Raw genomic sequence first — 23,883 nt, 5'->3', positions numbered from 1 at the left:
ATGCGACACCACCTCACGTCAGACCTCATACCAGAATTTCTCACCGACGTGATATATCATATATACGCTGCGGTGCAGCAAGGAGCTACGACATGAATCAACGACATGACGGTGAGATCGATCTCGCTCTACGCGCTCGCGCCAAACAGGTCATCCCCGGTGGCATGTACGGCCACCAGAACGCCGCTCCATTGCCGGAGGGTTACCCACAGTTTTTCGCCCGCGCCACAGGCTGCCATGTGTGGGATGTCGATGGCCGCGAATACGTCGACCTGATGTGCAGCTGGGGCCCCGTGCTGCTCGGCCATCACCATGCGGGCGTCGATGCTGCTTACCAAAGGCAGGCCGCATTGGGGGTCAGCATGAACGGCCCTGCCCCTGCACTGGTCGAGCTGGCCGAAACGCTGGTCGATCGCATCGCCCACGCCGACTGGGCCATGTTCCAGAAGAACGGCACCGATGCGACCACCACCTGCGTCACGATCGCACGCGCCGGCACCGGCCGCCGCAAGATCCTCGTGGCGCAGGGCTCGTACCACGGGGCAGTGCCCTGGTGCTCGCCCTCGCTGGTGGGCGTCACGACCGAAGACCGCGCCCATGTCATCCAGTACCAGTACAACGACATCGCCAGCCTGAACGCAGCGGTGCAAGAAGCGGGAACGGATCTCGCCGCGATCCTGGTCACGGCCTTCCGCCACGACATCGGCCGCGACCAGGAGATGCCGACGATCGAGTTTGCAAAGGCCCTGCGCGCCGCAGCGACCGCCGCCGATGCCGCGTTGATCCTCGACGACGTACGTGCCGGTTTCCGGCTGCATGCGGCCGGCAGTTGGGAAGCGTTGAGCGTGCGCCCCGACCTCAGCGCGTTCAGCAAGGGCATCGCCAACGGCTACCCGCTCGCGGCCGTCACCGGCAACGAGCGGTTCCGCGAAGGCGCAGGACGCATCTACGTCACCGGCTCCTTCTGGTGCGAGGCACCGCCCATGGCCGCGGCCATCGCCACGCTGCAAGAGACGAAGGCATCGAACACCATCGCGCACCTCGTCGCGATGGGCCAGAGGCTGCGCGACGGCCTCGCCAAGCTGTCCGATCAAGCCGGCATCGGCATCCGCCAGACCGGTCCGGTGCAGATGCCGATGGTCCTGTTCGACGACGACGCGGACAATGCGAAGGGCCGCAGGTTCTGCGCTGCGACGTTGCGCGCCGGTGCGTATTTCCACCCGCGACACAACATGTTCTTGTCGGCCGCGCACCAACCGGAGGACATCGACAAGGCGTTGTCGGCTGCGGCGGCGGGCTTCGAAGCCCTCGCCGGCTAGACACCGAGCCTTTTCTGAAGACCTGAAGAAATATTCAATGAACGCTGTGAATTTGCCGCTGACCGGCCTGAAGGTCGTTGAGTTCGAGGGCATCGGTCCGGGCCCTGTCGCAGGGCGCATCCTCGCGTCTTTCGGCGCCGACGTGACCGTCGTTGCCCGACCGATCGCGGGCGCAGTGCAGCGTATGGGCGGCGACGCGGTGAACCCCTTGCGGGCGAACAAGAAGATCGTCGTACTCGACCTCAAAAAGCCGGAGGCGGTTGCAGCAGCGCTGGACCTCGTGGCCACTGCCGACGCGTTGATCGAAGGCAACCGCCCCGGCGTGATGGAGCGCCTCGGCCTCGGACCCGATGCATGCAAGGTGCGCAACCCGAAGCTGGTGTACGGCCGCATGACGGGCTGGGGCCAGACCGGCCCGCTGGCGCCGGTCGCGGGGCATGACCTCAACTATGTCGCGCTGAGTGGCTTGCTGTCGCTGGTGGCTCGGCCAGGTCAGCCGCCGATCGTGCCGCCGACGGTGGTCGGCGATTCGGCAGGTGCGCTCGGGCTGGCGTTCGGCATCGTGAGCGGCGTGTTCGCCGCACGCACCACCGGCCGCGGCTGCGTGGTCGATGCCGCGATCCTCGACATGGTTGCGATGCTCGGCACGCTGGTGCACTGGCTGCATGGCAACAACCAGATCGGCGGCACGCAACCCAGCGCCTTTCATGATTCGCCGCAGTACGACACTTATGAATGTGCCGACGGAAAATTCGTCACCATCGGCGCACTCGAACCGCAGTTCTATTCGCTGCTGCTCGACAAGCTGGAGATGATGGACGTCGACCCGGCCGAGCAGCTTTCGATTGAAAAATGGCCGGCGCTCAAGGCGCGCTTCAATGCGAAGTTCAAGACCCGAACGCGCGATGCATGGAGTGAACTGCTGGAAGGCACCGATGTCTGTTTTGCGCCGGTGCTGAGCATCGAAGAGGCTGCCGCCCATCCTCATAATGTTTCGCGAAACCTGTTTCCGCGAAACGCGTCGGGCATGGTCGAAACCCAGGCGGCGCCACGTTTCAGCACGCTGTAGATATCGCAATCATCTTCGAAACACTGCGGCCGTTTACACCAGCTTTGCACAACCGCAGTGCACGCCCCGCTCGCTCGTCGCGTTGGATCAACAGGCGTCTTTGCCTGTTGGAGATCTCGATGACTCGTTCAAGCTCGATGTGGTTCAAGGTGGTTGCCGTGGGCTCGCTCGCGGTGGCCGGTGTCATGGCTTCCTCCCTGGCCAATGCAGGGACGCAGTGGTCTGTGGGTATCAATTTGCCGGGCGTTGTCGTCGGCGAACCGGCCTACGGTCCGTCGCCGGTTTATGAGCCCAATTACTACGAACCAGCGCCCGTGTATGCACGGCCTGCGCCGGTCGCTGCCCCGATCTACTACGACGCACAGCCCATGCGCGTGCGCCCGCCTGAAACTGTCTACTACGCGCCGCCGGCACCGTTCTACAACCGCCCGCCTCCGCCGCGTTTCTATGGCCCGTCGCAAGTGGACTTCGAGCCTGCCTATCGTGACGGCGGCCGATACTACCGTGAGCATCGCGAGCATCGCGACCATGACGGTTACTACCGCGGTGATCGCGGAGACCGTGGCTATCGTGGCGATTGGGATGGCTACCGTCGCTGACTATCGACGGCGCGGGCGATGCATCGCGCCTGATTCAGCCCGTACTGCCCGCCCGTTGTAAGTCGAAAGAATTCACTGTTGACAATCAAGACACACATGTGATCCGACCGTGATTTAAATCATGGACCGGATCGCATGCGCGCCCGATGATTGGTGCATGTACAGACGCATCGCACTCCTCCTCAGCCCCCTCGTGATGGCCGGTTTGGTCTACAGCTTCGGGTTCATGGCCATCGCAGTTTGCATGGGCCTGGTATTCGCAACCCTGTTGTTCTCGACGGGCGATAACAACCAGCCGGTGGCGTTCGATTCTTCAGTCGACCTCGGTTGCCCGACGACGCTGATGGGCGGCTTCTGAGCATCGGCAGTGTTTTGTTCAGGTTGTCGCGTCGTCCGCGTACCACCGGTCCTTGCTGAGCATGACCTTGTGATGCCCATGCCCCGACGGCATCATCGGAAAACAGTTCTCCTGCGCCGCGACCTGCACGTCGAGAAAGAACGGCCCATCCCAGGCCAGGCACTCGGCCAGCGCATCCGTTAGCTCAGCCGGATCGGACACACGGCGCGCACCCCAGCCAAAGGCTTTGGCCAGCGCCACGAAATCCGGCAATGCCTCGTTCCAGCTGTGACTCAGGCGGTTGCCGTGGTTCAGCTCCTGCCACTGGCGCACCATTCCCATATAGCCGTTGTTCGACAGCACGACCTTGACCGGCGTGCCATGCTGCATGGCGGTCGACAGTTCCTGGATGTTCATCAGCACCGATGCATCGCCGCTCACGCACACCACCAGCGCCCCGGGGTGCGCCACCTGCGCGCCGATGGCAGCCGGTACGCCATATCCCATCGTCCCGGCACCACCCGATGTCAGCCAGCGGCCAGGGCGCTCGAACTTGAGGTATTGCGCGGCCCACATCTGGTGCTGGCCGACGTCGGTCGAGACGATGGCATCGCGCCCTTCCAGCGCGGTCTGCAAGGTCGCCATCAGTTGCTGCGGAAGGATGACGCCGGGGCGTTCCGCAAAGTCGAAACAGCGCTCCGCGCGCCAGCGTTCGATGCGCGCCCACCAAGGCGCGAGGCGGTCCGGTGCCAGCCCTTCGAGGCTCGGCATCGACAGTAGTGCATCGAGCACTGCGCCGCAATCGCCGACGATTGGCACGTCGACCTTCACCACCTTGTTGATGCTGCCGGGGTCGATGTCGATGTGAATCTTGCGGGCGTGCGGGCAGAACTCGTCGAGCTTGCCGGTGACGCGGTCGTCGAACCGCGCGCCGACACAGACGACCAGGTCGGCCTCGTGCATCGCCAGGTTGGCCTCCAACGCGCCGTGCATGCCGAGCATGCCGATGAAGTGCGAATCGGATGCGGGGAAGGCGCCGAGCCCCATCAGGGTGAGCGTGCAAGGCGCATCGATCAGGCGTACCAGTCGAGTGAATGCGGCACATGCTTCGGGGCCGGCGTTGATGAGCCCGCCGCCACCGTAGATGACAGGTCGACGAGCGGTCGACAACAGATCGGCTGCGCGCTCCAGCGTGCCGCGTGGCGGCAAGGCGACAGCTCGCGTTAGAGGTGCTCTGAAGCGCTCTCCCAACCCCGCCGCCTGCCCGAGCGGCATCAACTGCACATCTTTCGGCACGTCGATCAGCACCGGGCCGGGCCGACCCGACGATGCGATCTCCAACGCCCGCCGCACGACTTCGGGGATCTCGTGAGGCGTGCGCGGCTGGTGGTTCCACTTGGTCACCGGCCGCGACATGCCGAGCGCATCGCTTTCCTGGAAGGCGTTGGTGCCAATGACGGTGCTCGCGACCTGTCCGCTGATGCACAGCACCGGAATCGAATCGCTGATCGCGTCGAGTAACCCGCTGATGGTGTTGGCGATACCCGGCCCCGACGTGACGAGCACGACGCCGACCTTGCCCGTCGTGCGTGCATAGCCTTCTGCTGCGTGGACGGCGGCTTGCTCGTGGCGAACCAGGATGTGGCGCAGGCGCGGTTCGCCATGCAGCGCGTCGTACAGCGGCAGCGCAGCGCCGCCGGGGTAGCCGAAGATCGTTTCGACGCCGCATTCGATGAGCGTGTCGAGCAGCGCTTCGGCACCGTTGCGCACACGGTAAGGCGCGGCCGATGACGCTGCGGATGGCGACGTAGATTGCGAAGGCGTTTCGGCGACCAGTGTTTTCATCGCCCTATTGTTCGGCAACACGGGCAGAATTTGCATCTTTTCTACGCCGCATTGCCCCGTTTATATGAAGCCCGTTCGCATCAAAGACGATACGCCCGAAAATCCTTCTGACAAGATCGATTTCGCCATCTTGCGGGTGCTGCAACAGGACTCGCGCAAGACGCTGCAGGAGATCGGCGCCGAGGTCGGCCTGTCGCCCACCAGTTGCTGGACGCGCATCAAGAAGCTCGAGGCGCAGGGTGTCATCAAGCGCTACACCGTCGACATCGATGCGTCGAAGATCGGTTACCACGACTCGGTCATCGTGCAGCTCACGCTGGAGAGTCACACCGACGAAACACTGTATGAATTCGGCAAGGTGCTGGCAACCATTCCGGAGATACAAGAGGCCTACCTCGTCTCCGGTGACTACGACTATTACATTCGCATCCGCGTGCGCGACACCCGCGACTACGAGCGCCTGCTGCGCGAAAAGCTCTACAAGATTCCCGGCATCCGGCACAGCAAGTCGCACTTCGTGCTGCGGGTGCTGAAGGAGTCGAGCGTTCCACTGACCGGGCACGGGCGCGAGTAACTCGCCGATGCGCGATGCGATGCTCGATTTCGACGGTCTCAACGGCGTAATCGGTACACCGGAACTGATCGCATTGGGGCAGCGTTACGAAGGCCCAGGCGACTAGGGCTGCTGCAAGCGCCCGAGCAACTCCATGGTCGGATACCCGTCCGCCGGCAGCCCGATGCTGCGCTGGTAGCGCCGCAAGCCATCCCGCGTGGCTGGCCCCATCAGCCCGTCGGGTGTGCCGCTGGCAAAGGCTCGCTGGTTCAACGCGGTCTGCATCGCGAGCATCTGACTGCGCGAGAGCGACTGCAGATCGCGCGGCCACGCCGCCTGAACACCCACGCCACCGGCAATGCGTTGCGACAGCAGGCCTACCGCCAGCGCGTAGCTGGTCGAGTTGTTGTAGCGAAGGATGGCGCGAAAGTTGGGCCCCACAAGAAATGCCGGCCCGCGCGCGCCGGCGGGCAGCAAGACCGTGCTGTCGTCGATGGCCGGCAAGGGCTGGCCGTCCATCGACCGCACACCTTCCGCAGCCCATTGCGCACTCGGCTGGCGGACCGACGTGTCGGCGCGGCCGTAGTCGAAGCCTGTCGGCAGCTGCACTTCGACGCCCCATGGGTTGCCGGCTTGCCAGCCCGAACGCGACAGGAAGTTGGCGGTCGACGACATCACGTCCGCCATGCTGCCCCAGATGTCGCGCCGGCCGTCGCCGTCTGCATCCACTGCGTAAGCCAAAAAGTTGGAGGGCAAGAACTGAGTCTGGCCCATGGCGCCGGCCCACGAACCGATCATGTGATCGCGGTCGATGTCGCCGTTGTCGAGGATCTTCAGCGCCGCCATCAACTCGCGGCGCGCCCAGTCTTCGCGCCGACCTTCGAAGCCGAGCGTCGCCAGCGCATCGATGGTCGGGGTGCTGCCGTAGTTGCTGCCGAAATTACTTTCCATGCCCCAGATCGCAACCACGATGGCGGGCGGCACGCCGTAGCGAGCGGCCGCCGCATCGGCTTCGCGGCGGAGCTGCGTCAGCTTGTCTTGCCCTGTCGCGATGCGTTGCGGCGTCACCGTGTTGTCGAGGTAGTCCCACACCGCACGCGTGAACTCGGGCTGTGCGCCATCGAGTTCGACGACGCGCGGCAAGTAGTGCGCGTTGTCGAAGGCAAGGCGCAGCGTGGCGTCGCTGATGCCGGCGGCACGGGCGCTGGCGCGGAAGTCAGCGACCCAACGAGCGAAGCCTTGTTCGAGCGTTGCGTCGTCGGGCGAAGGCTTTGGTGTCGGCGTCAGTGCAATCGTTGCCGGTGCTGAAGAAGACGGCGGCACCGGAGGAGCAGAGGCGCAGCCTGCGAAGACACCGATGACCGATGCCATCGCGGCGAAGCGCACGGCGCGCACTGTCTGAAAACTGAATGAATGCATCCCTCGATTCTGTCCCCTCACCGGGTCTCATCCCCGTCCGCGCCAGCGCCCAGATAGGCCCGCCGGATTTCGGGCCGACCCGCCAACTCCGTCGGCGTTCCGCTGGCCACGATGCGTCCTTCTTCCAGCACCGCGCCGCGATCGGCCACCGCCAGCGCCATACCGACGTTCTGTTCGACCAGCAGCACGGCCATGCCCTCGGCGTGGATGGTTCGGATGGCCTCGAACATGTCGTGCACCACGCTTGGCGCCAACCCGAGCGACGGCTCGTCGAGCAGCAGCAACCGGGGCCGCGCCATCAGCGCGCGGCCGATCGCCACCATCTGCTGCTGTCCGCCCGACAGCGAACCCGCGGGCTGCGCGAGCCGCGACACCAGCATCGGAAACAACGCGCAGACGCGCTCCAGCGTCTGCACCCGGTACGGCTTCGCATGCACTGCATAGCTGCCGAGTTCGAGGTTCTCGCGCACGGTCATCTGCCCGAACAGACGACGGCTCTCCGGCACCAGCGCGATGCCTTCCGAGCAGAAGCGATGCGACGGCATGCGCGACAGATCCTTTCCATCCAGAAAGTACGAGCCGGCGGACAGCCGGTTGAGCCCGGCGATGGTGTTGATGAGCGTGCTCTTGCCAGCGCTGTTGGGGCCGACCACGCAAAGCAACTCACCGGCCGCGACCGAGAGCGACACATCCCACAGCGCGGTCGCCGCACCGTAGGCGACCCGGATCGAATTCATCTCAAGCAGCATGAATCGCCTCCAGCGAAGTGTCGGGTTTGTCATCGCGCGTTACGCCGCCGGCGTCGATGCCTTTGCCCAGGTACGCCACCACGACATCGGCTTGCGCCATGACGTCGGCGAACGCGCCGCTCGCGAGCACCGCGCCGCGATCGAACACGACGATACGGTCGCAAAGCGCAGCCACCGCGCGCATCACATGCTCGACGAAGACGATCGTCGTGCCCTCGGCGCGGATGCGCTCGATGAGTGCCACGGCACCGTCGATCTCGGATGGCGTGAGGCCCGACAACACCTCGTCGAGCATCAGCAACTGAGGCCGCGCCGCAAGCGCCCGCGCGAATTCGAGGAACTTGCGCTGGTGCAGGTTGAGCTCGTCGGGCAAGGCGCCGGCGCGCTCCGACAAGCCGGTGAACGCAAGCCATTGCCAGGCTTGCGCTTCGGCGGCGTGTCGGCCCAATCCTTCAGCACCGAACATGGAGGTGAGCGCGACGTTTTCGAGCACGGTCAAGTTCGAGAACGGTCGCGGTATTTGGTATGTGCGTGCGATGCCGCTGCGTGCAACGCGGTGCGCTGCGATGCCGGTGACCTCGCGCTCGTCGAACTTCACCTGCCCCGCAGTGGCGAGGTAATGCCCGCTCACCACGTTGATGAAGGTCGATTTGCCGGAACCGTTCGGCCCCAGCAAGCCAAGGATCTCTCCGCGCCGGACGTCGACATCGACGCCACGCAGCGCCTGCACGCCGTTGAACGATTTCGCGAGGCCGCGCGTGCTGAGCAACAAGTCGCTTGCCGTATCCGTCGACGCTATGTTCACAGCGAAGGTCGATCGCGGCCTCGCTGTCGCGATGACCGCCGGCCGCAATGGCGCCTTGCGCTTCGTCCAGCGACCCAGCACGCCGTGCGGCATGAACAGGATCACCAGGATCAGCACCAGACCCAGCACCACCTTGCCGGCGATCGCGTTGTCGGCCGAGGTAAAGCCGAACAGCAACGCGGTGATCGCCACCGCGCCGACCGCAGGGCCGGCCCAATGCCGCGATCCACCGAGCACTGCCATCAACACGACCGTGAGCGGCAGCGTGATGCCAAAGGTGTCGGCCGTCGTCACGTAAGAAACGAACAGCGCGTGGATGCCGCCGACCAGCCCGGCCAGCCCGCTCGAAAGAGCCAGTGCCAGCAGCTTGTAGCGATAGGTCGGCACGCCCATGACCTCGGCCACGTCTTCGTCGTCGCGGATCGCGAAGAGGCCGGTGCCCAAGCGCGAGTAGAAGACCACGATGGCGGCGAGCACCGCCAAGGCCGCCGCGAGCAACGACAGCAGGTAGAAGCTGCCCGACGCTGTGGGCGCCAGCACGGGCACGGCCACCCCGTTGAGATAAACGCCCGGCCCTCCGTCGATGGGCGTGTTGACGATGACGGTCGCGACGACGAAGGTGGCGGCCAGCGTCAGCAACGCGAAGACTTCACCCCGCACCGACTTGACCCGAAACGCCACCGCGCCGAGCACGCTGCCGAACAGCGCTGACACCAGCGCCGCGGCAGGGAGTGTCCAGAGAAACGGAATGTCGAAGCGCGTCGCCAGCACCGCAGTCGTGTACATGCCAATGCCGAAGAAGGCGCCATGGCCAAAAGAGAAATACCCCGAGTAGCCCGACAGCAGATTCCACGATGTCGCCAAGGCGATCCAGTGAAAGACCATGTACAGCACCGATTCCCACGAGCGCGGCAGCCCGACGAAAGGCAGCGCGGCAAGACATGCGACAACTACCAATAGCACCAATAACGAGCGCTTCATCTCATGCCCTCCCCGGCCGCGTGAGCAGCATGACGAGCAGCAGCGAGAACGACACCAGCGGCGCCCAGGCCGGCGCGGCGATGGCCATGGTCAGCGCTTCGACGACGCCGATGGCGCAGCCTGCGATCAACGGGCCCCAAGGTCGGCCGAGGCCACCGAGCATCACTACCGCGAACACCACGCCGACCCACGTGAAGATCTGCGACGGCGCCAGCGTGTACGTCAGCGCGATGCAGACGCCGGCGATCGAGGCCAGTGCAGCGTTCAGTCCCGCGAGTCCGAGTGCGAGCGCTTTTTCATTGATGCCGAAGGCGACCGCGATGGGCGCATCTTCAGCCGCCGCGCGAATCGCCTTGCCGATGTCGCTGCGCCGGAACACCAGCCACACCGCAGCGGCGACGGCGACACTGATCCCGAGCGTGATCATCTCCGGCAATGGAAAGTAGATGCCGCCGACACGCAATTTCATGTCGCCATAGGGCGTTTCGAGCCGACGGTAATCGGCGGTCCAGATCCACTGCAGCAGCGCTTCGAGAATGATGGTGAGCCCGAAGGTCACGAGCAACGAGTTGAACGGGCTCACCTTGAAACGCGCCATCACCCATTGGATGGCCGCGCCGATGACGAAGAACACCGGCGGCATGATCAGGAGTGCAAAGAGCGAATCGACACCGTGCTCGTTCAGCGCATAGGTCAGATACGCACTGGCAAATGCAAGGCCGAAATGTGCCAGGTTGATCTGCCGCAACAAACCCCACGACAGGCTCAACCCCAGGCCGAGCAGCCCGTAGATCGCGCCCGTGAACAAGCCGCTGACGACGGCTTGCGTCAGCAGCGTGAAACTCGGCATCGCCATCTCAGGCGTTGCGCAGCTTGATACCCGCCGCCGCCCAGTCGGCCGGCCACACGGTGACCCAGCGGCCGTCCTGCACCTGCTTCAGCTTCGACAGATCGGCGCCGAAGTTGCCGCGCTCGTTGAAACGCAACTTGCCTTCGATGGTGTCGATCTGGTTGCCCTTGATCCAGGTCGCGATGGCCTTGTCGTCGAGCGACTTGGTCGCGACCACGCCGGCTTCGATGATCTGCCACGCCGCATAGGACGACGCGGCCTGCGTCTCGGCACCGGTGTCGGGCAGATTGGCTTTGGTCGCGCGCTCGCGAAAGTTCCTGGCAAACGCCGCGGCCACCGGATTGTTGGTGAACGGCGCCTGGTCTTCGAAGATGGTGACGGTGAGCGCGCCGTTGCCTTCGGCGGCTTTCATCATCGGACCGGGGGCTGGGTAGAGATAGAAATGGCTTGGCGGGTGGTAGTCGATCTTCTTCATCGCGTCGAGCATCTGGTTGCCTTCGAGCCCGAGCGCGCCGTTCCAGACGAAGTCGGGATTGGCCTCCTTGACGCGGCCTGCAATCGGCCCGAAATCGCGATTGCCGAAGTCCCATTCGAGGAAAAGTACCTCTTGCAAGCCGCGCTTCTTCGCAACCTCGCGCGCGCCGTAAGACACGAACTGCACCGACGGAAACTTGCTCGTCAAAATCGCGATGGTCTTCGGAGGCTTGGGCGATGCAGCGAGCGCGTCGAGCACCAGGGTAGGCACCGTCGTCTGCGGGTCCGGCCCCATCGCCCACGCAGGAAATTGCTGCTCGTACTTGGCCAGGCTCGGCACGCCGAAGGTGTGGTGCACCAACGTCTTGTTGTAGCGCTGCGCGACGCCCATTGCCGACAGAATCGAACCCGTGGCGTAAGGCCCGATCAACAAGTCGACCTTGTCGGCGGTGACAAGCTGCTCGTACAGCGTGCGCGCCAGATCGGGCTTGGACTGGTCGTCTTTCAGCACCCATTCCACAGGCCGGCCAAGCAAGCCACCCCGGCGATTCAGCTCCTCGATGTACATCTCGCCAACGAGCTTGTGGATCATGGCGGTGGCCGACAGCGGCCCGGTGAGTGCCAGCGTGCCACCGATCTTAATTGGCGCGCCGGTGGGTGCTTGCGCATGCGCCGGGCCAGTGATGCCAGCAAGGCCAGGAACACCCAGAGCCGCGAGGGCCGAGAGAAATGTGCGGCGGTCGAATTGCATTGTCTTGTCTCCTGTATTTGTATTTGGGTCCGCGCTCGTCGGCGCCAGTCTCACTGCCAATTGCAGTGGCGCGTCTATGCCTGCTCGTCGACCACCGTGTTCGACAGCAGCCCGACACCTTCGATCTCAACTTCGCACACATCACCCGCCCGCATCCACAACGGCGGCTTGCGCGCCAGCCCGACGCCCGACGGCGTGCCGGAAATGATGACGTCGCCCGGCTCCAGCGCGAAGGGTTCGGAGCACACCGAAACCAACGTGGCCACGTCGAAAATCATGTCGCGCGTGTTGGCGTCCTGTACCACCTTGCCGTTGAGCCGGGTCTGGAGCTTCAGGCCACGTGCGCCTTCTGGCAACTCGTCGGCGGTGACGAAGTCCGGGCCCATCGATCCCGAACGATCGAAGTTCTTGCCCATCATCCATTGCGCCGACTTGAACTGGTAGTCGCGCAACGACCCATCGTTGAAGATCGAATAACCGGCGACGTGCTTCAGTGCATCGGCCTTGTCGATGTAGCGGCCGCCCTTGCCGATGACCACCAGCAGTTCGCCTTCGTAGTCGAACTGTTCCGACACATGCGGCCGAACGATCGACTCGCCGTGGCCGACCCAAGAGCTGGGAAAGCGATGGAACAGCACCGGATAGGTCGGCGGATCGAACTTGCTTTCGGCCGCATGGTCGACGTAGTTCAGGCCGACCGCGATGGCCTTCGCCGGTGCTCGAAACGGCGCGAGCAAGCGGAGGCCGGCGGCAGGCAGCTTGCAGGTTGCACGGCCCAGTGCGGCACGCGCGGCCGCCATACCGGCATCGCCCAGCGCAAGCAGTTCTTCAAGCGTGGCGGGCAAGCCATCGGCGGTGATATCGACTACATCATTGCCAACGCGAACACCCACATGGGCAGTGGCGGCTGGTGTGCCGGCATCGGAAAGGAACGAAACGAAACGCATGGAATTTTCTTTCAGGTGCTCAGGAGGGTGTGATCTCGTCCGCAGTCACTTCGGGTGTGTGCGGCGGTGTTGTTTCATAGTTCTTGACGAAGTCTTCGGGCACGCGCGGTCCCCAGACATAGAACGAGTCTTCGAGCGGATGGTCTGCACTTGGCCAGTCGAATCCGTAAGGCACGAAGTCGATGTCGAACGAGTACTCGCAGTAACTGCCCCACGGGTCGCGCACGTAATAGAAGTAGTTGGAGCCGAGCACGTGGCGGCCCATGCCCCAGCCGCGCTCGTGGCCCGCAATGAGCATTTGCTCCATGCCCGTGCCGACCTCGTCGACACTGGCAACGTCCCAGCTGAGGTGGTGCAAGCCGGGTCCGTCGCTCTTGGCGAGCGCGAGCAAATGGTGGTCGCTGCCGTGGACGCCATGCATGAACACGATCACGTCGCTCGATCGATCGGTCACGCGCAGGCCCAGCGCCTGCTCGTAGAAAGCCACTGCACCTGCGACGTCGCCGGAGAAAAACAGCGCGTGCGACAGGCGCCGCGGCCGCACCTGGGGAACGCGGGCGCGGTTCGACGCCGCGCCCTTGCCCTCAGGCACGGCCGGCTCGCGCGATGCAACGCTCTTCTGCGTCGGCGAGCTTTTTGGCGCGGGCCTGATCTGCACCGGAAAGCCTTCGGGATGCTGCAACCACAAGCTCTGTGCCGCGTCTTGCGAGTCACCAGAAAGTCCTGCAATGCGCGAGAGCGGATGCGGCTCGCAGGTCTTGAGTCGATGCATTTCGGCGTTCTGCGCGATGGCCTCGAAGTCCTGCTCGAAACATCCGAAGCTCAGGTACTGCAGCTTCTTCGGCTGACCGCGCACCTCGTGCAGCACGGCCCAGCAGTGCGGGTTACCGTCTGTGAAGAGCGCCAGCTTGCTGTCCACCAGTTCTGTCCGCAAACCGAATGCGGCATAGAAGCGTTCGGCCTCCGCGAGGTCAGGCACGGTGAACACGATGAGATCGAGTGAGTGGACTGCGGCCATGGTTGTCTCAGTACATTTGTTGGCTTATCATATATTTTTAGTCATTCAATACACAAGCGTCCAGGGCGCCCGCATTGCAGGGGTTTTCCCGCGATGACCCTAAGCCAGCGCCCCATTCGACATCTCATGAGACTCGCCGCCAGCACCGATCCAAACGGCAAGCAATCGCTGACGAACAACCGGCTGATGAACAACCGTTTGGTCTACGAGCGCATGCACGCCGACATCCTTTCGGGTCGCCTGCTTCCGGGGGCCAAGCTGAACATCGCAGCATTGGCGCTCGAACTCGCGGTGAGCGCAGGGGCCGTGCGTGAGGCGCTCGCGATGCTCGAAGCCGATGCGCTGGTGGTATCTGAACCTCAGCGCGGTTACCGCGTGACGGCGGTGTCGGAAGCGGACCTTACGCAACTCGTTCGAGCACGTGTCGAGATCGAGAAGCTGTGCATTGCCGATGCGATAGAGCACGGCGACCTGAACTGGGAAAGCGTGCTCGTCGCGGCTTTCCATCAACTCACCCGGCTGCACGAGCGCGACCAGCATGACCGCCAGCATCTGTCGGCCGAATGGACGCTTGCCCACGCCAACTTCCATCACGCGATGATCGCCGGCTGTCCCAATGTCTGGCTGCGCCGCATGCATACCGTGCTCTATCAACAGAGCGAGCGTTATCGGCAGTTGTCGGCGCCGCTGGCGGTGGTTGCGCGCGACGTGCAGGGCGAGCACAAGGCGCTGTTCAACGCCGTGCTGCGTCGCGATGTGCCTGGTGCGCAAAAGCTCATCTCGCGGCACCTTCAGAAGACGGCGACGCTCTTGCTGCAGTCACCGCTGTTGGCGCTGCCCGCCGCTTCGACGCCCAGCAAGTAGGGCGTCCGTCAGGGCCGCTTGCCCACTTCGACTTCTTCACGGGTCCACGCCTTGCACTGCTCGCTCAGGCTGAGCCCGAGCCCAGGACGCGTCGGCACCAGCATGCGGCCGTTGGCGATTTCGAGCCGCTCGTTGAAGAGAGGCTCGAGCCAGTCGAAGTGCTCGACCCATGGCTCGGTCGCGTACACCGCGCCCAGATGCACGTGCAACTCCATCGCGAAGTGCGGGCCGAGCATCAGGCCCGCCTGCTCTGCCTGTGCAGCGATCTTCAGAAACGGCGTGATGCCGCCGACGCGGGGTGCGTCGGGCATCAGGTAGTCGGCCGCGCGATGGCAGATCAGCTCGCCGTGCTCGGCCGCGCTGGTCAGCATTTCGCCGGTGGCGATGGGCGTGTCGAAGGTGGCGGCGAGTGCGGCATGGCCTTCGTTGTCGTACGCATCGAGCGGCTCTTCGATCCAGATCAGGTTGAACTGCTCGAAGATGCGGCACATGCGTTGCGCCGTCGGCCGGTCCCATTGCTGGTTGGCATCGACCATCAGCGCCACGTCGTCACCCAAGTGTTTTCGGACGGCTTCGACGCGGCGGATGTCGAGCTTTCCATCGGGTTGCCCGACCTTCAGCTTGATGCCGCCGATGCCGCGCTCGATCGATGCCGATGCGTTGACCACCAGCTGATCGATGGGCGTGTGCAGGAAGCCGCCCGAGGTGTTGTAGCAGCGCACCGAGTCACGCTGCGAGCCGAGCAGCTTGGCAAGCGACAGGCCGGCGCGGCGCGCCTTCAGGTCGTACAGCGCGACATCGAAGGCACCGATGGACTGCACCGCCATGCCGCTGCGCCCCACCGATGCGCCGGCCCAGCTCAGCTTGGTCCACAGCTTCGAGATGTCGCTCGGGTCTTCGCCCAGCAACGCGGGTGCGATCTCTTTCGCATGCGCGAATTGCCCTGGCCCACCGGCGCGCTTCGAGTAGCTGAAGCCCAGCCCCTTGTGCCCGTCCTTCGTCTCGATCTCGGCAAAGAGCATCGCGATTTCCGTCATCGGCTTCTGCCGCCCGGTCAGCACCTTGGCATCGCTGATCGGGTTGGCGAGCGGCAGGTAGCAAGACGAGACGCGGATCCAGGCGATGCTGTCGCCGGCAACCTGGCTCGACAGTGCGGGTGATGTAGGTCGGTTCATCAAAGCCTGCTCACTCGATCGTGATTTTTCCGGCTTCGATGACCTTCTTCCAGCGCGCGTATTCCTTCTGCTGGAACTCCGCGAACTGCGCTGGCGTGTTCGCGACCATCTCGAAGCCGATGGAAGTGAACTGCTCCTTGACCTTCGGGTCGTTGAGTGCATCGACGAACGCCGCGTGGGCCTTGTCGCGCACAGCGACGGGCAAGCCCTTCGGCGCCACGATGGCCTGCCACGAAGCAACCTCGACGCCCTTCACGCCTGCCTCTTCGAGCGTCGGCACGTCGGGGAAGATCGGCGAGCGCTTGGGGCTGGTGATCGCCAGCGCGCGCATCTTGCCGCCCTTGATGTACTGCGCCACCGAGTTGACGTTCTGGAACGATGCGTCGACCTGGCCGCCCATCAGGTCGGTGTGTGCTGGCGCGCCGCCCTTGTAAGGCACGTGGATGCCGGTGGTGCCGGTCTGCTGCCAGAACAGCTCGGCCGTCAGGTGGTCGCTGGAGCCGTTGCCGGCCGAAGCGAAAGTCATCTTGCCGGGGTTGGCTTTTTCGTACGCAATGATGTCGGCCACGCTCTTGTGCGGCGAGTTGGCTGGAACCACAAGAATGTTGGGCGAAGCGACTGCCACCGTGATCAGGTCGAAATCTTTCAACGGGTCGTACTGCAGGCCCTTCATGAGGTGCGGCACGATCACCAGCGGACCCAGCGACGTGACCAGAAAGGTGTAGCCATCCGGTGCGGCGCGCTTGACGAAGGTGGCGCCGATGGTGCCGGTAGCGCCCGCCTTGTTGTCGACCAAAAACGACTGCTTGAACCTGTCGCCCATACGCGGCGCGACAGCGCGGGCGACCTGGTCGGTCGAGCCGCCTGGCGGAAACGGAACGACGAGCGTCACGGACTTCTCGGGCCAGTTCTGGGCATTGGCGCCAAAGGCCATCAGGCCGATGGAGATGGCAGTCAGCAGCTTCTTCATGGATGTTTCCTTGGTCATGTTGTCTTCGGAGTGGTGATTAAAAAATCGGGTGAAAATGACAACGCTGTCATTTCAAAGTTCGCTTCTGTGCACGATCAAAATTCGGACTCCGTCAACTCAAAGCCGGCAAGGCTTCGTGAAGTCGCCGAGGCGGCCGGTGTTTCGCTCATCACTGCGTCGCGAGCCCTCAGCAATCCGTCGCTCGTGTCGGCGGCGACGATTGCCCGTGTGCAGCAGGCGGTCGAACTCACCGGCTACATCCCCAACCTGTTGGCGGGTGGGCTCAAGTCCAAGCGCAGTCTGATGGTGGCCGGCCTGGTGCCGGCGATTTCCGTCGCGCAGTTTTTGCCGACGGTGCAGGCGCTGACGAGTGCACTCGACGACGCCGGCTACCAGCTCATCCTCGGCCAGAGCGGCTACGACCACGCCCGCGAAGGAGCACTGCTCGACACGATGATGAGCCGGCGCCCCGATGGCATCGTGGTGACCGGCCTCGTCCACTCGCCAGCCGCGCGCGAACGCCTCAGGCGGTCCGGCATCCCGGTGGTCGAGACATGGGATCTGAACGATCGGCCGATCGACATGCTGGTCGGTTTCTCTCACCAGAAAGTGGGAGAGGCCGTCGCTGAATACTTTCTGTCGAAAGGATGGAAGAAGCTCGGCATTGCAACCGGCGACGACCACCGCGCGATGCTTCGGCGCAAAGGCTTCGTTGCGACGCTGGGCCGCGATGTTCCGACCGCCATCGTCCCGGCGCCGAGCAGCATGGCGTTGGGTCGTCTCGCGTTCGCGGAGCTGCTCGACAAGGAGCCTGGACTGCAAGCTGTCTGCTGCAGTTCGGACACGCTGGCGCAAGGCGTGCAAATCGAAGCGCAGTCGCGTGGCCTGCGTATTCCGCAAGACCTTGCGATCTGCGGTTTTGGCGGCGCAGAGTTCGCGGCGCACATGCAACCGTCGCTGACGACGGTGCAGATCGACGGCGCCGAGATCGGCCGACTGGCAGTCCGACTCATCCTTCAGCGATGCCGCGGCGAGAAGGTCGAGCATCCGATCATCGATGTCGGCTTTCAGATCGTCGAACGGCACTCGACCGTTGCGCCCGACCCTGCGCATCGGTAGTCGACCCCCAGCGGGCTCAGCCTGCTGCGACTTCATGCGCGGCCATCTGCTCCAGCGCCTTCACGAGTGCCGAGTGGTCCAGTTGGTCCCAGCCATGCGCTGCGCACGACGCCATCAACTGTGCGGCCGATGCGGTCTGCGGCAGGGCCACGCCCATCGACTTGGCGCCGGCCAGCGCCAGGCTCAGATCCTTTTGATGCAATGCGATGCGAAAGCCCGGGTTGAAGGTGCGCTTGATCATCCGCTCGCCGTGCACCTCTAGGATGCGGCTGGCCGCGAAGCCGCCCATCAGCGCCTGCCGCACCTTGGCCGGATCGGCGCCGGCCTTGCTGGCGAAGAGAAGCGCCTCGCCCACGGCAGCGATATTCAGCGCCACGATGATCTGATTGGCCACCTTGGTCGTCTGCCCGTCGCCGTTGCCGCCAACCAGCGTGATGTTCTTCCCCATCGCTTCGAGCAGCGGCTTGACCTTGTCGAAGGTCGCCTCGGAGCCGCCGCACATGATCGTGAGGCTGGCTGCCTTGGCGCCGACCTCGCCGCCCGACACCGGCGCATCGAGGTACTCGCAGCCGAGGTCGTTGATTTTTTTGGCGAACACCTTGGTCTCGATGGGCGAGATGCTGCTCATGTCCATCACGGTCTTGCCGGCTGACAAGCCTTCGGCCACGCCATCCTTGCCGAACAGCACCGTATCGACATCGGGCGTGTCGGGCAGCATCAGCACGATGACATCGGCGGCCCGCGCGACGTCGGCGTTGGTCTTGCAGGCCGTGGCTTTCGACAATGACTCGGGCACCTTGCTGCGGGTGCGAACGAAGAGTTCGTGGCCGGCGTTCAGGAGGTTGAGTGCCATGGGCGCGCCCATGATGCCGAGGCCGATGAATCCGATTTTCATTTGATGTGTCCTTCGTTGTTCGCTTGAGTCGAGTCGATCAATATTGCGGAGCGAGCGGTGTCGTTTCGCCCTCGCGGTATTTGTCGCAAAGCGCCTGCGTGCCGCCGCGCAGCACGCCCAGGTCGCTGCCCACCGCCACGAAGGTGGCGCCCCACTCCAGGTAGCGCCGTGCATCGGCCTCGACGGGCGCCAGGATGCCGCTCGGCTTGCCGGCGGCGCGCGCACTGTCGAAGACTTGCTTGATCGCGGCCTGCACATCGGGATGACCCGGGTTGTGCAGATGGCCGTAGCCGGCCGCGAGGTCTTGCGGGCCGACGAAGATGCCGTCGATGCCCTCCACCGCGGCAATCTCCGCAGTCGCCTCGACACCCGCCCGGCTTTCGATCTGCACCATCACCGCGATGTGGTCGTTGGCTTGATGGATGTACTGCGGGAGCCCGCCGTAGCGATTGCCGCGCTGCGACACCGATACGCCGCGCACGCCTTGCGGCGGATATCGCGTGGCGGCCACGGCGTGCCGCGCTTCGTCGGCGCTCTGCACGAACGGGATGAGCAAGTTGTAGACACCGGCATCGAGCAGTCGCTTGATCTCGACCGTGTTGTTCCACGAGGGCCGCACCACCGGCGCGCTGGTGCTGTCTTTCAACGCCATCAGCTGCGGGATGAGGCTGATGGAATCGTTCGGCGCGTGCTCAGCATCCAGCAGGATCCAGTCGAAGCCGGCGATGCCCAAAACCTCGGTGGTGATCGGGCTGGCGAGCGAACACCAGCAGCCGATGAGGCGCTTGCCAGCGACCAGATCGGCGCGGAAAGTGTTGGGCAGACCGCGATACGGAACGGCCGCCGGGCTGGTGGAAGAAGCGTTCATCGGGGTGCCTCCGCAAGGACTTCTGCCTTTGTCGAACAAATGCGTGAGTGGGTGCCGAGTCAGTCTCGAGCCCATCAATAGCGCTGGTCATCGTACAACGCGTTTGTTCAGACAACCTAAGGGAAAACACCCGAAATGCCAATGAAAGACTGCAAATCGACTCGTTGACGGCATCGATTGATAACGATACCATTGCCCGAGCCCTGCGGGGTCGTCGTATAACTTAGAAAACCCATGAGCACACCTCGCGCGCCCCTCTACATCACGATGGACGACCGCGACAACGTCGCCATCGTCGTCAACGATGGCGGCCTGCCCGCCGGCACCGTCTTCCCGTCCGGCCTCACCCTCGTCGACAAGGTGCCGCAAGCCCACAAGGTCGCGCTGGTCGACATTCCCACCGGCGGCGAAGTGCGGCGCTACAACGTGGTCATCGGCTATGCGCTGAAGGACCTGAAAGCCGGTACCTGGGTGCATGAACGCCTGCTCAGAATGCCCGCCGCGCGAGAGCTCGTCGGTTTGCCGATCGCCACCGTCAAGCCCGCACCACAACCGCCGCTGGAGGGCTATACCTTCGAGGGCTTTCGCAATCTCGACGGCTCGGTCGGCACCCGCAACATCCTGGCCATCACGCAGACCGTGCAGTGCGTGGCCGGTGTCACCGACTTCGCAGTGACGCGCATCAAGGCCGAGCTGCTGCCCAAGTACCCGAACGTCGACGACGTGGTGGCACTCGAACACACCTACGGCTGCGGCGTCGCCATCGACGCGCCGGACGCGATCATTCCTATCCGCACGCTGCGCAACATCAGCCTCAACCCGAACTTCGGCGGCGAGGTGATGCTGGTCAGCCTGGGCTGCGAAAAGCTGCAGCCCGAGCGCCTGATGCCACCCGGCACCATCCCGTTGATCGATGAGCGCAACGTGGCCGATGTCGGCGACAGCGCCAGCCCCAAGCTCGACGTCGTGTGCCTTCAAGACGATGCGCATGTCGGCTTCATGTCGATGGTCGAGTCGATCATGCGGCAGGCCGAAGAACACCTTGAACGCCTGAACGATCGCCGCCGCGAGACCGTGCCGGCGAGCGCACTGGTGGTCGGCGTGCAATGCGGCGGCAGCGATGCGTTCTCTGGCGTCACCGCCAATCCGGCCGTCGGTTTTTGCACCGACCTGCTGGTGCGTGCCGGTGCCACCGTCATGTTCTCCGAAGTGACCGAGGTGCGTGACGGCATCGACCAACTCACCTCGCGCGCAAGCACGCCGGAAGTGGCCGAAGCCATGATCCGCGAGATGGCCTGGTACGACGCCTACCTGGACAAAGGCCGTGTCGACCGCAGCGCCAACACCACGCCGGGCAACAAGCAAGGCGGCCTGTCGAACATCGTCGAGAAGGCGATGGGCTCGATCGTGAAGTCGGGCAGCTCGCCGATTTCAGGCGTCCTCGCACCGGGCGAAAGCGCGCGGCAAAAGGGCATTACCAGCGGCCTGATCTACGCGGCCACTCCGGCCAGCGACTTCATCTGCGGCACGCTTCAACTCGCCGCCGGCATGAACCTGCACGTGTTCACCACCGGCCGCGGCACGCCTTACGGTCTGGCCGAGGTGCCCGTTATCAAAGTAGCCACGCGCGAAGACCTGGCACGCCGCTGGCACGACCTCATGGACATCAACGCCGGCACCATCGCCACGGGCGAAAAGACCATCGCCGACGTCGGCTGGGAGATGTTCCAGCTGATGCTCGACGTCGCCAGCGGCCGCAAGAAGACATGGGCCGAGCACTGGAAGCTGCACAACGCGCTGGTGCTGTTCAATCCGGCGCCGGTGACCTGATCCGTTCCACTGAACGGACGCCCTCCTCTCGGCCAATTTCAACGAATTCACTCCCGCCAACGCATGAACCCGCAAGAACTTAAAACCATCATGGGCTCCGGCCTGCTGTCCTTCCCGCTGACCGACTTCGACAGCCATGGCGACTTCGACAAGAAGGGCTACCAGAAGCGCCTCGAATGGCTGGCGCCCTATGGTGCGACCGCGCTGTTCGCGGCCGGCGGCACGGGCGAGTTCTTCTCGCTGACCGGCGACGAATACCCCGGCATCATCCAGACCGCAGTCGACACCTGCCGCGGCGTGGTGCCGATCATTGCCGGCGCCGGTGGTCCGACGCGCTTCGCGATCCAGTGCGCACAAGCCGCTGAAAAGGCCGGCGCGCACGGCATCCTTTTGATGCCGCATTACCTGACCGAAGCAGGACAGGAAGGTCTGGCCGCACACGTCGACGCCGTGTGCAAGAGCGTCGACTTCGGCGTGGTGGTCTACAACCGCGGCGGCGCCACGCGCTTCAAGCCCGACACTCTCGCAGGCCTTGCCGAACGCAACCCGAACCTCGTCGGCTTCAAGGACGGCGTGGGCGACATCGAGGCGATGGTCGCTGTGTACCAGCGCATGGGCGACCGCTTCGCCTACCTCGGCGGATTGCCGACCGCCGAGGTCTATGCCGCCGCATACAAGGCGATGGGTACGCCCGTCTATTCGTCGGCAGTCTTCAACTTCATCCCGAAAACGGCGATGCAGTTCTACGCAGCCGTGCGCGACGACGACATGAAGACCCAGCATCGTTTGCTGAAGGACTTCTTCATGCCGTACCTGGAGATCCGCAACCGCATGCAAGGCTATGCCGTCAGCATCGTCAAGGCAGGCGCGACCATCGTCGGCCACAGCGCCGGCCCGGTTCGCCCCCCACTCACCGACCTGAAGCCCGACGAAGTCGAGATGCTGAAGGTTCTTATCGACAAGCTCGGCCCGCAAGGCCTCTGAAAGCCAACACATGCAACAACACGACAACCTCATCGGCGGCGAGTGGACCCAGGGCAGCAGCTACAGCCCGAACCTGAACCCGTCCAACCTCGGCGACACCATCGCCGAGTACACGCAGGGCGACGCTGCGCATGTCGAAGCCGCTGTGGCAGCCGCTACCGCCGCCTTCCCGGCCTGGGCCACCGGCAGCATCCAGGCCCGCTCCGATGCGCTCGACAAGATCGGCACCGAGATCCTGGCGCGCAAGGAAGAGCTCGGCACGCTGCTCGCTCGCGAAGAAGGCAAGACCAAGCCCGAAGGCATCGGCGAGGCCACTCGCGCCGGCCAGATCTTCAAGTTCTTCGCGGGCGAATGCCTGCGGCTGTCGGGCGAACTGCTGCCTTCGGTGCGGCCGAACATCGGCGTGGAGATCACGCGCGAACCAGTCGGCGTCGTCGGCCTCATCACGCCTTGGAACTTCCCAATCGCGATCCCGGCCTGGAAGATCGCGCCTGCCCTCGCCTTCGGCAATTGCGTGGTGTTGAAGCCCGCCGACCTGGTGCCGGGCAGCGCCTGGGCACTGGCTGAGATCATCAGCCGCTCGGGCATTCCAGCCGGTGTGTTCAACCTGGTGATGGGACGCGGCAGCGTCATCGGCAACGCACTGGTGAATCACCCCGGCGTGCACGCGATCAGCTTCACCGGCTCGGTGGGCGTGGGTCGTGCGATCGGCATCCAGTGCGTGACGAACCAGAAAAAAGTGCAGCTCGAAATGGGCGGCAAGAACCCGCAAGTCGTGCTCGACGATGCCGACTTGGCGCAAGCCGTCGAGCTCAGCGTGCAAAGCGCCTTCTACGCGACCGGCCAGCGCTGCACGGCGTCGAGCCGCCTCATCGTGACCGAAGGCATCTACCCGAAGTTCATCGATGCGATGAAAGAACGCATGGCGAAGATCAAGGTGGGCGATGCGCTCACCGCAGGTACCGATGTCGGCCCGGTGTCGAGCCAAAGCCAGCTCGACCAGGATCTGGAGTACGTGCAGATCGGCAAGGACGAAGGCGCCACGCTGGCCGCGGGCGGCGAACGCCTCAAGCTCGCGACCGAGGGCTTCTACATGTCGCCGGCACTCTTCAGCGAATCAGTGGCGTCGATGCGTATCAACAAGGAAGAGATCTTCGGCCCGGTGGCAAGTGTCATCAAGGTCAAGAACTACGACGAAGCGCTCTTCACCGCCAACGACACGGAGTTCGGTTTGTCGGCCGGCATCGCGACCACCAGCCTCAAGTACGCGACGCACTTCAAGCGGCACAGCCAGGCCGGCATGGTGATGGTCAACCTGCCGACTGCGGGGGTCGACTACCACGTGCCCTTCGGCGGCCGCAAGGGTTCGAGCTACGGGCCGCGCGAGCAAGGCAAGTACGCGCAGGAGTTCTTCACCACGGTGAAGACGGCGTACACCTTGGCGTAATGAATGAGGCTCTGA

At 64.2% G+C, this 23,883-nt stretch carries 21 protein-coding genes and 1 pseudogene; 10 read left to right on the top strand and 12 right to left on the bottom strand.

Annotated features, from left to right (window positions below):
* Nucleotides 1-92 precede the first annotated feature (92 nt).
* The 4 genes from H7F36_RS16050 (at nt 93) to H7F36_RS16035 (ending at nt 3,345) form a co-directional block, all read left to right on the top strand.
* Nucleotides 93-1,319, top strand: a complete 1,227-nt coding sequence (locus H7F36_RS16050; RefSeq protein WP_222620386.1) for an aminotransferase class III-fold pyridoxal phosphate-dependent enzyme — start codon at nt 93-95, stop codon at nt 1,317-1,319.
* 37 nt (nt 1,320-1,356) lie between these two features.
* Entirely contained in the window at nt 1,357-2,388 is a 1,032-nt protein-coding gene (locus tag H7F36_RS16045; protein ID WP_187051754.1) for a CaiB/BaiF CoA transferase family protein, read from the top strand.
* A gap of 119 nt (nt 2,389-2,507) precedes the next feature.
* The gene (locus H7F36_RS16040) at nt 2,508-2,987 is read left to right on the top strand and encodes a hypothetical protein (RefSeq protein ID WP_187051753.1); all 480 of its coding nucleotides are present in this window, start codon (nt 2,508-2,510) and stop codon (nt 2,985-2,987) included.
* A 157-nt stretch (nt 2,988-3,144) separates the two neighbouring features.
* Entirely contained in the window at nt 3,145-3,345 is a 201-nt protein-coding gene (locus H7F36_RS16035; RefSeq protein ID WP_187051752.1) for a hypothetical protein, read from the top strand.
* Nucleotides 3,346-3,363: 18 nt separating this feature from the next.
* On the opposite strand, the gene ilvB is transcribed toward H7F36_RS16035, so the two are convergent.
* Nucleotides 3,364-5,169, bottom strand: coding sequence for a biosynthetic-type acetolactate synthase large subunit (gene ilvB / locus H7F36_RS16030; RefSeq protein WP_187051751.1), 1,806 nt, complete (start codon nt 5,167-5,169; stop codon nt 3,364-3,366).
* A gap of 64 nt (nt 5,170-5,233) precedes the next feature.
* On the opposite strand from ilvB, the gene H7F36_RS16025 reads away from it, so the two are divergent.
* Nucleotides 5,234-5,743: an Lrp/AsnC family transcriptional regulator gene (locus H7F36_RS16025; RefSeq protein WP_187051750.1), complete on the top strand. Its 510-nt coding sequence runs from the start codon at nt 5,234-5,236 to the stop codon at nt 5,741-5,743.
* Between the two features lie 102 nt (nt 5,744-5,845).
* Here H7F36_RS16025 and H7F36_RS16020 read toward each other — a convergent pair whose 3' ends face one another.
* The 7 genes from H7F36_RS16020 to H7F36_RS15990 all read right to left on the bottom strand — a co-directional run bounded on the left by H7F36_RS16020 (nt 5,846) and on the right by H7F36_RS15990 (nt 13,716).
* Entirely contained in the window at nt 5,846-7,141 is a 1,296-nt protein-coding gene (locus tag H7F36_RS16020; RefSeq protein WP_187051749.1) for a lytic murein transglycosylase, read from the bottom strand.
* A 17-nt stretch (nt 7,142-7,158) separates the two neighbouring features.
* Nucleotides 7,159-7,890, bottom strand: coding sequence for an ABC transporter ATP-binding protein (locus H7F36_RS16015; protein ID WP_187051748.1), 732 nt, complete (start codon nt 7,888-7,890; stop codon nt 7,159-7,161).
* Entirely contained in the window at nt 7,880-9,676 is a 1,797-nt protein-coding gene (locus H7F36_RS16010; RefSeq protein ID WP_187051747.1) for a branched-chain amino acid ABC transporter ATP-binding protein/permease, read from the bottom strand. The genes H7F36_RS16015 and H7F36_RS16010 overlap by 11 nt, the downstream gene beginning before the upstream one ends.
* Before the next feature lies 1 nt (nt 9,677).
* Nucleotides 9,678-10,532 carry a branched-chain amino acid ABC transporter permease gene (locus H7F36_RS16005; RefSeq protein ID WP_261802323.1) on the bottom strand — a complete coding sequence of 285 codons (855 nt, stop codon included), beginning with the start codon at nt 10,530-10,532 and terminating at the stop codon, nt 9,678-9,680.
* A 1-nt stretch (nt 10,533) separates the two neighbouring features.
* Complete coding sequence (locus H7F36_RS16000) at nt 10,534-11,751, bottom strand: amino acid ABC transporter substrate-binding protein (protein WP_187051745.1); 1,218 nt, start codon at nt 11,749-11,751, stop codon at nt 10,534-10,536.
* A 74-nt stretch (nt 11,752-11,825) separates the two neighbouring features.
* Complete coding sequence (locus tag H7F36_RS15995) at nt 11,826-12,698, bottom strand: fumarylacetoacetate hydrolase family protein (RefSeq protein ID WP_187051744.1); 873 nt, start codon at nt 12,696-12,698, stop codon at nt 11,826-11,828.
* A gap of 19 nt (nt 12,699-12,717) precedes the next feature.
* Nucleotides 12,718-13,716 carry a VOC family protein gene (locus H7F36_RS15990; RefSeq protein WP_187051743.1) on the bottom strand — a complete coding sequence of 333 codons (999 nt, stop codon included), beginning with the start codon at nt 13,714-13,716 and terminating at the stop codon, nt 12,718-12,720.
* Nucleotides 13,717-13,842: 126 nt separating this feature from the next.
* On the opposite strand from H7F36_RS15990, the gene H7F36_RS15985 reads away from it, so the two are divergent.
* Complete coding sequence (locus H7F36_RS15985; protein ID WP_187051742.1) at nt 13,843-14,580, top strand: GntR family transcriptional regulator; 738 nt, start codon at nt 13,843-13,845, stop codon at nt 14,578-14,580.
* Between the two features lie 8 nt (nt 14,581-14,588).
* Here H7F36_RS15985 and H7F36_RS15980 read toward each other — a convergent pair whose 3' ends face one another.
* Nucleotides 14,589-15,755 carry an L-talarate/galactarate dehydratase gene (locus H7F36_RS15980; RefSeq protein WP_187051741.1) on the bottom strand — a complete coding sequence of 389 codons (1,167 nt, stop codon included), beginning with the start codon at nt 15,753-15,755 and terminating at the stop codon, nt 14,589-14,591.
* A gap of 10 nt (nt 15,756-15,765) precedes the next feature.
* Nucleotides 15,766-16,725 (bottom strand): Bug family tripartite tricarboxylate transporter substrate binding protein, encoded by a 960-nt coding sequence (locus H7F36_RS15975; protein ID WP_187051740.1) that lies wholly within the window; start codon nt 16,723-16,725, stop codon nt 15,766-15,768.
* An 87-nt stretch (nt 16,726-16,812) separates the two neighbouring features.
* On the opposite strand from H7F36_RS15975, the gene H7F36_RS15970 reads away from it, so the two are divergent.
* Entirely contained in the window at nt 16,813-17,844 is a 1,032-nt protein-coding gene (locus tag H7F36_RS15970; RefSeq protein WP_187051739.1) for a LacI family DNA-binding transcriptional regulator, read from the top strand.
* A gap of 16 nt (nt 17,845-17,860) precedes the next feature.
* On the opposite strand, the gene H7F36_RS15965 is transcribed toward H7F36_RS15970, so the two are convergent.
* Together H7F36_RS15965 and garL are read right to left on the bottom strand one after the other, a co-directional pair.
* Nucleotides 17,861-18,913 (bottom strand): 2-hydroxy-3-oxopropionate reductase, encoded by a 1,053-nt coding sequence (locus tag H7F36_RS15965; protein WP_187051738.1) that lies wholly within the window; start codon nt 18,911-18,913, stop codon nt 17,861-17,863.
* A pseudogene (gene garL / locus H7F36_RS15960) lies at nt 18,816-19,607 on the bottom strand (2-dehydro-3-deoxyglucarate aldolase); the annotation flags it as partial. The gene H7F36_RS15965 and the pseudogene garL, both read right to left, overlap by 98 nt.
* 234 nt (nt 19,608-19,841) lie before the next feature.
* Here garL and garD point away from each other — a divergent pair.
* The 3 genes from garD (at nt 19,842) to H7F36_RS15945 (ending at nt 23,868) form a co-directional block, all read left to right on the top strand.
* Entirely contained in the window at nt 19,842-21,437 is a 1,596-nt protein-coding gene (gene garD, locus H7F36_RS15955) for a galactarate dehydratase (protein WP_187051737.1), read from the top strand.
* Between the two features lie 63 nt (nt 21,438-21,500).
* Nucleotides 21,501-22,421, top strand: coding sequence for a 5-dehydro-4-deoxyglucarate dehydratase (kdgD, locus tag H7F36_RS15950; protein ID WP_187051736.1), 921 nt, complete (start codon nt 21,501-21,503; stop codon nt 22,419-22,421).
* 10 nt (nt 22,422-22,431) lie between these two features.
* Nucleotides 22,432-23,868 carry an aldehyde dehydrogenase family protein gene (locus tag H7F36_RS15945; protein ID WP_187051735.1) on the top strand — a complete coding sequence of 479 codons (1,437 nt, stop codon included), beginning with the start codon at nt 22,432-22,434 and terminating at the stop codon, nt 23,866-23,868.
* Nucleotides 23,869-23,883 lie beyond the last annotated feature (15 nt).

The organism is Variovorax sp. PAMC28562, assembly GCF_014303735.1.
Taxonomy (GTDB): domain Bacteria; phylum Pseudomonadota; class Gammaproteobacteria; order Burkholderiales; family Burkholderiaceae_C; genus Variovorax.
Note: the sequence above shows the minus strand (reverse complement) of the source record. Positions and strands in the feature narration are given on the sequence as shown.

Bases quoted from the DNA above. Each gene is read 5' to 3' on its own strand.
- H7F36_RS16050 (WP_222620386.1), top strand. From the start codon at position 93: ATGAATCAACGACATGACGGTGAGATCGATCTCGCTCTACGCGCTCGC.
- H7F36_RS16025 (WP_187051750.1), top strand. From the start codon at position 5,234: ATGAAGCCCGTTCGCATCAAAGACGATACGCCCGAAAATCCTTCTGAC.
- H7F36_RS15980 (WP_187051741.1), bottom strand. From the start codon at position 15,755: ATGAACCGACCTACATCACCCGCACTGTCGAGCCAGGTTGCCGGCGAC.
- H7F36_RS16010 (WP_187051747.1), bottom strand. From the start codon at position 9,676: ATGAAGCGCTCGTTATTGGTGCTATTGGTAGTTGTCGCATGTCTTGCC.
- garD (WP_187051737.1), top strand. From the start codon at position 19,842: ATGAGCACACCTCGCGCGCCCCTCTACATCACGATGGACGACCGCGAC.
- H7F36_RS16045 (WP_187051754.1), top strand. From the start codon at position 1,357: ATGAACGCTGTGAATTTGCCGCTGACCGGCCTGAAGGTCGTTGAGTTC.
- H7F36_RS16040 (WP_187051753.1), top strand. From the start codon at position 2,508: ATGACTCGTTCAAGCTCGATGTGGTTCAAGGTGGTTGCCGTGGGCTCG.
- H7F36_RS15990 (WP_187051743.1), bottom strand. From the start codon at position 13,716: ATGGCCGCAGTCCACTCACTCGATCTCATCGTGTTCACCGTGCCTGAC.
- H7F36_RS15995 (WP_187051744.1), bottom strand. From the start codon at position 12,698: ATGCGTTTCGTTTCGTTCCTTTCCGATGCCGGCACACCAGCCGCCACT.
- kdgD (WP_187051736.1), top strand. From the start codon at position 21,501: ATGAACCCGCAAGAACTTAAAACCATCATGGGCTCCGGCCTGCTGTCC.
- H7F36_RS15985 (WP_187051742.1), top strand. From the start codon at position 13,843: ATGAGACTCGCCGCCAGCACCGATCCAAACGGCAAGCAATCGCTGACG.
- ilvB (WP_187051751.1), bottom strand. From the start codon at position 5,169: ATGAAAACACTGGTCGCCGAAACGCCTTCGCAATCTACGTCGCCATCC.
- H7F36_RS16000 (WP_187051745.1), bottom strand. From the start codon at position 11,751: ATGCAATTCGACCGCCGCACATTTCTCTCGGCCCTCGCGGCTCTGGGT.
- H7F36_RS15945 (WP_187051735.1), top strand. From the start codon at position 22,432: ATGCAACAACACGACAACCTCATCGGCGGCGAGTGGACCCAGGGCAGC.
- H7F36_RS15965 (WP_187051738.1), bottom strand. From the start codon at position 18,913: ATGCACGGCGCTACCTGGAGTGGGGCGCCACCTTCGTGGCGGTGGGCA.
- H7F36_RS16005 (WP_261802323.1), bottom strand. From the start codon at position 10,532: ATGGCGATGCCGAGTTTCACGCTGCTGACGCAAGCCGTCGTCAGCGGC.
- H7F36_RS16035 (WP_187051752.1), top strand. From the start codon at position 3,145: ATGTACAGACGCATCGCACTCCTCCTCAGCCCCCTCGTGATGGCCGGT.
- H7F36_RS16015 (WP_187051748.1), bottom strand. From the start codon at position 7,890: ATGCTGCTTGAGATGAATTCGATCCGGGTCGCCTACGGTGCGGCGACC.
- H7F36_RS16020 (WP_187051749.1), bottom strand. From the start codon at position 7,141: ATGCATTCATTCAGTTTTCAGACAGTGCGCGCCGTGCGCTTCGCCGCG.
- H7F36_RS15975 (WP_187051740.1), bottom strand. From the start codon at position 16,725: ATGAAGAAGCTGCTGACTGCCATCTCCATCGGCCTGATGGCCTTTGGC.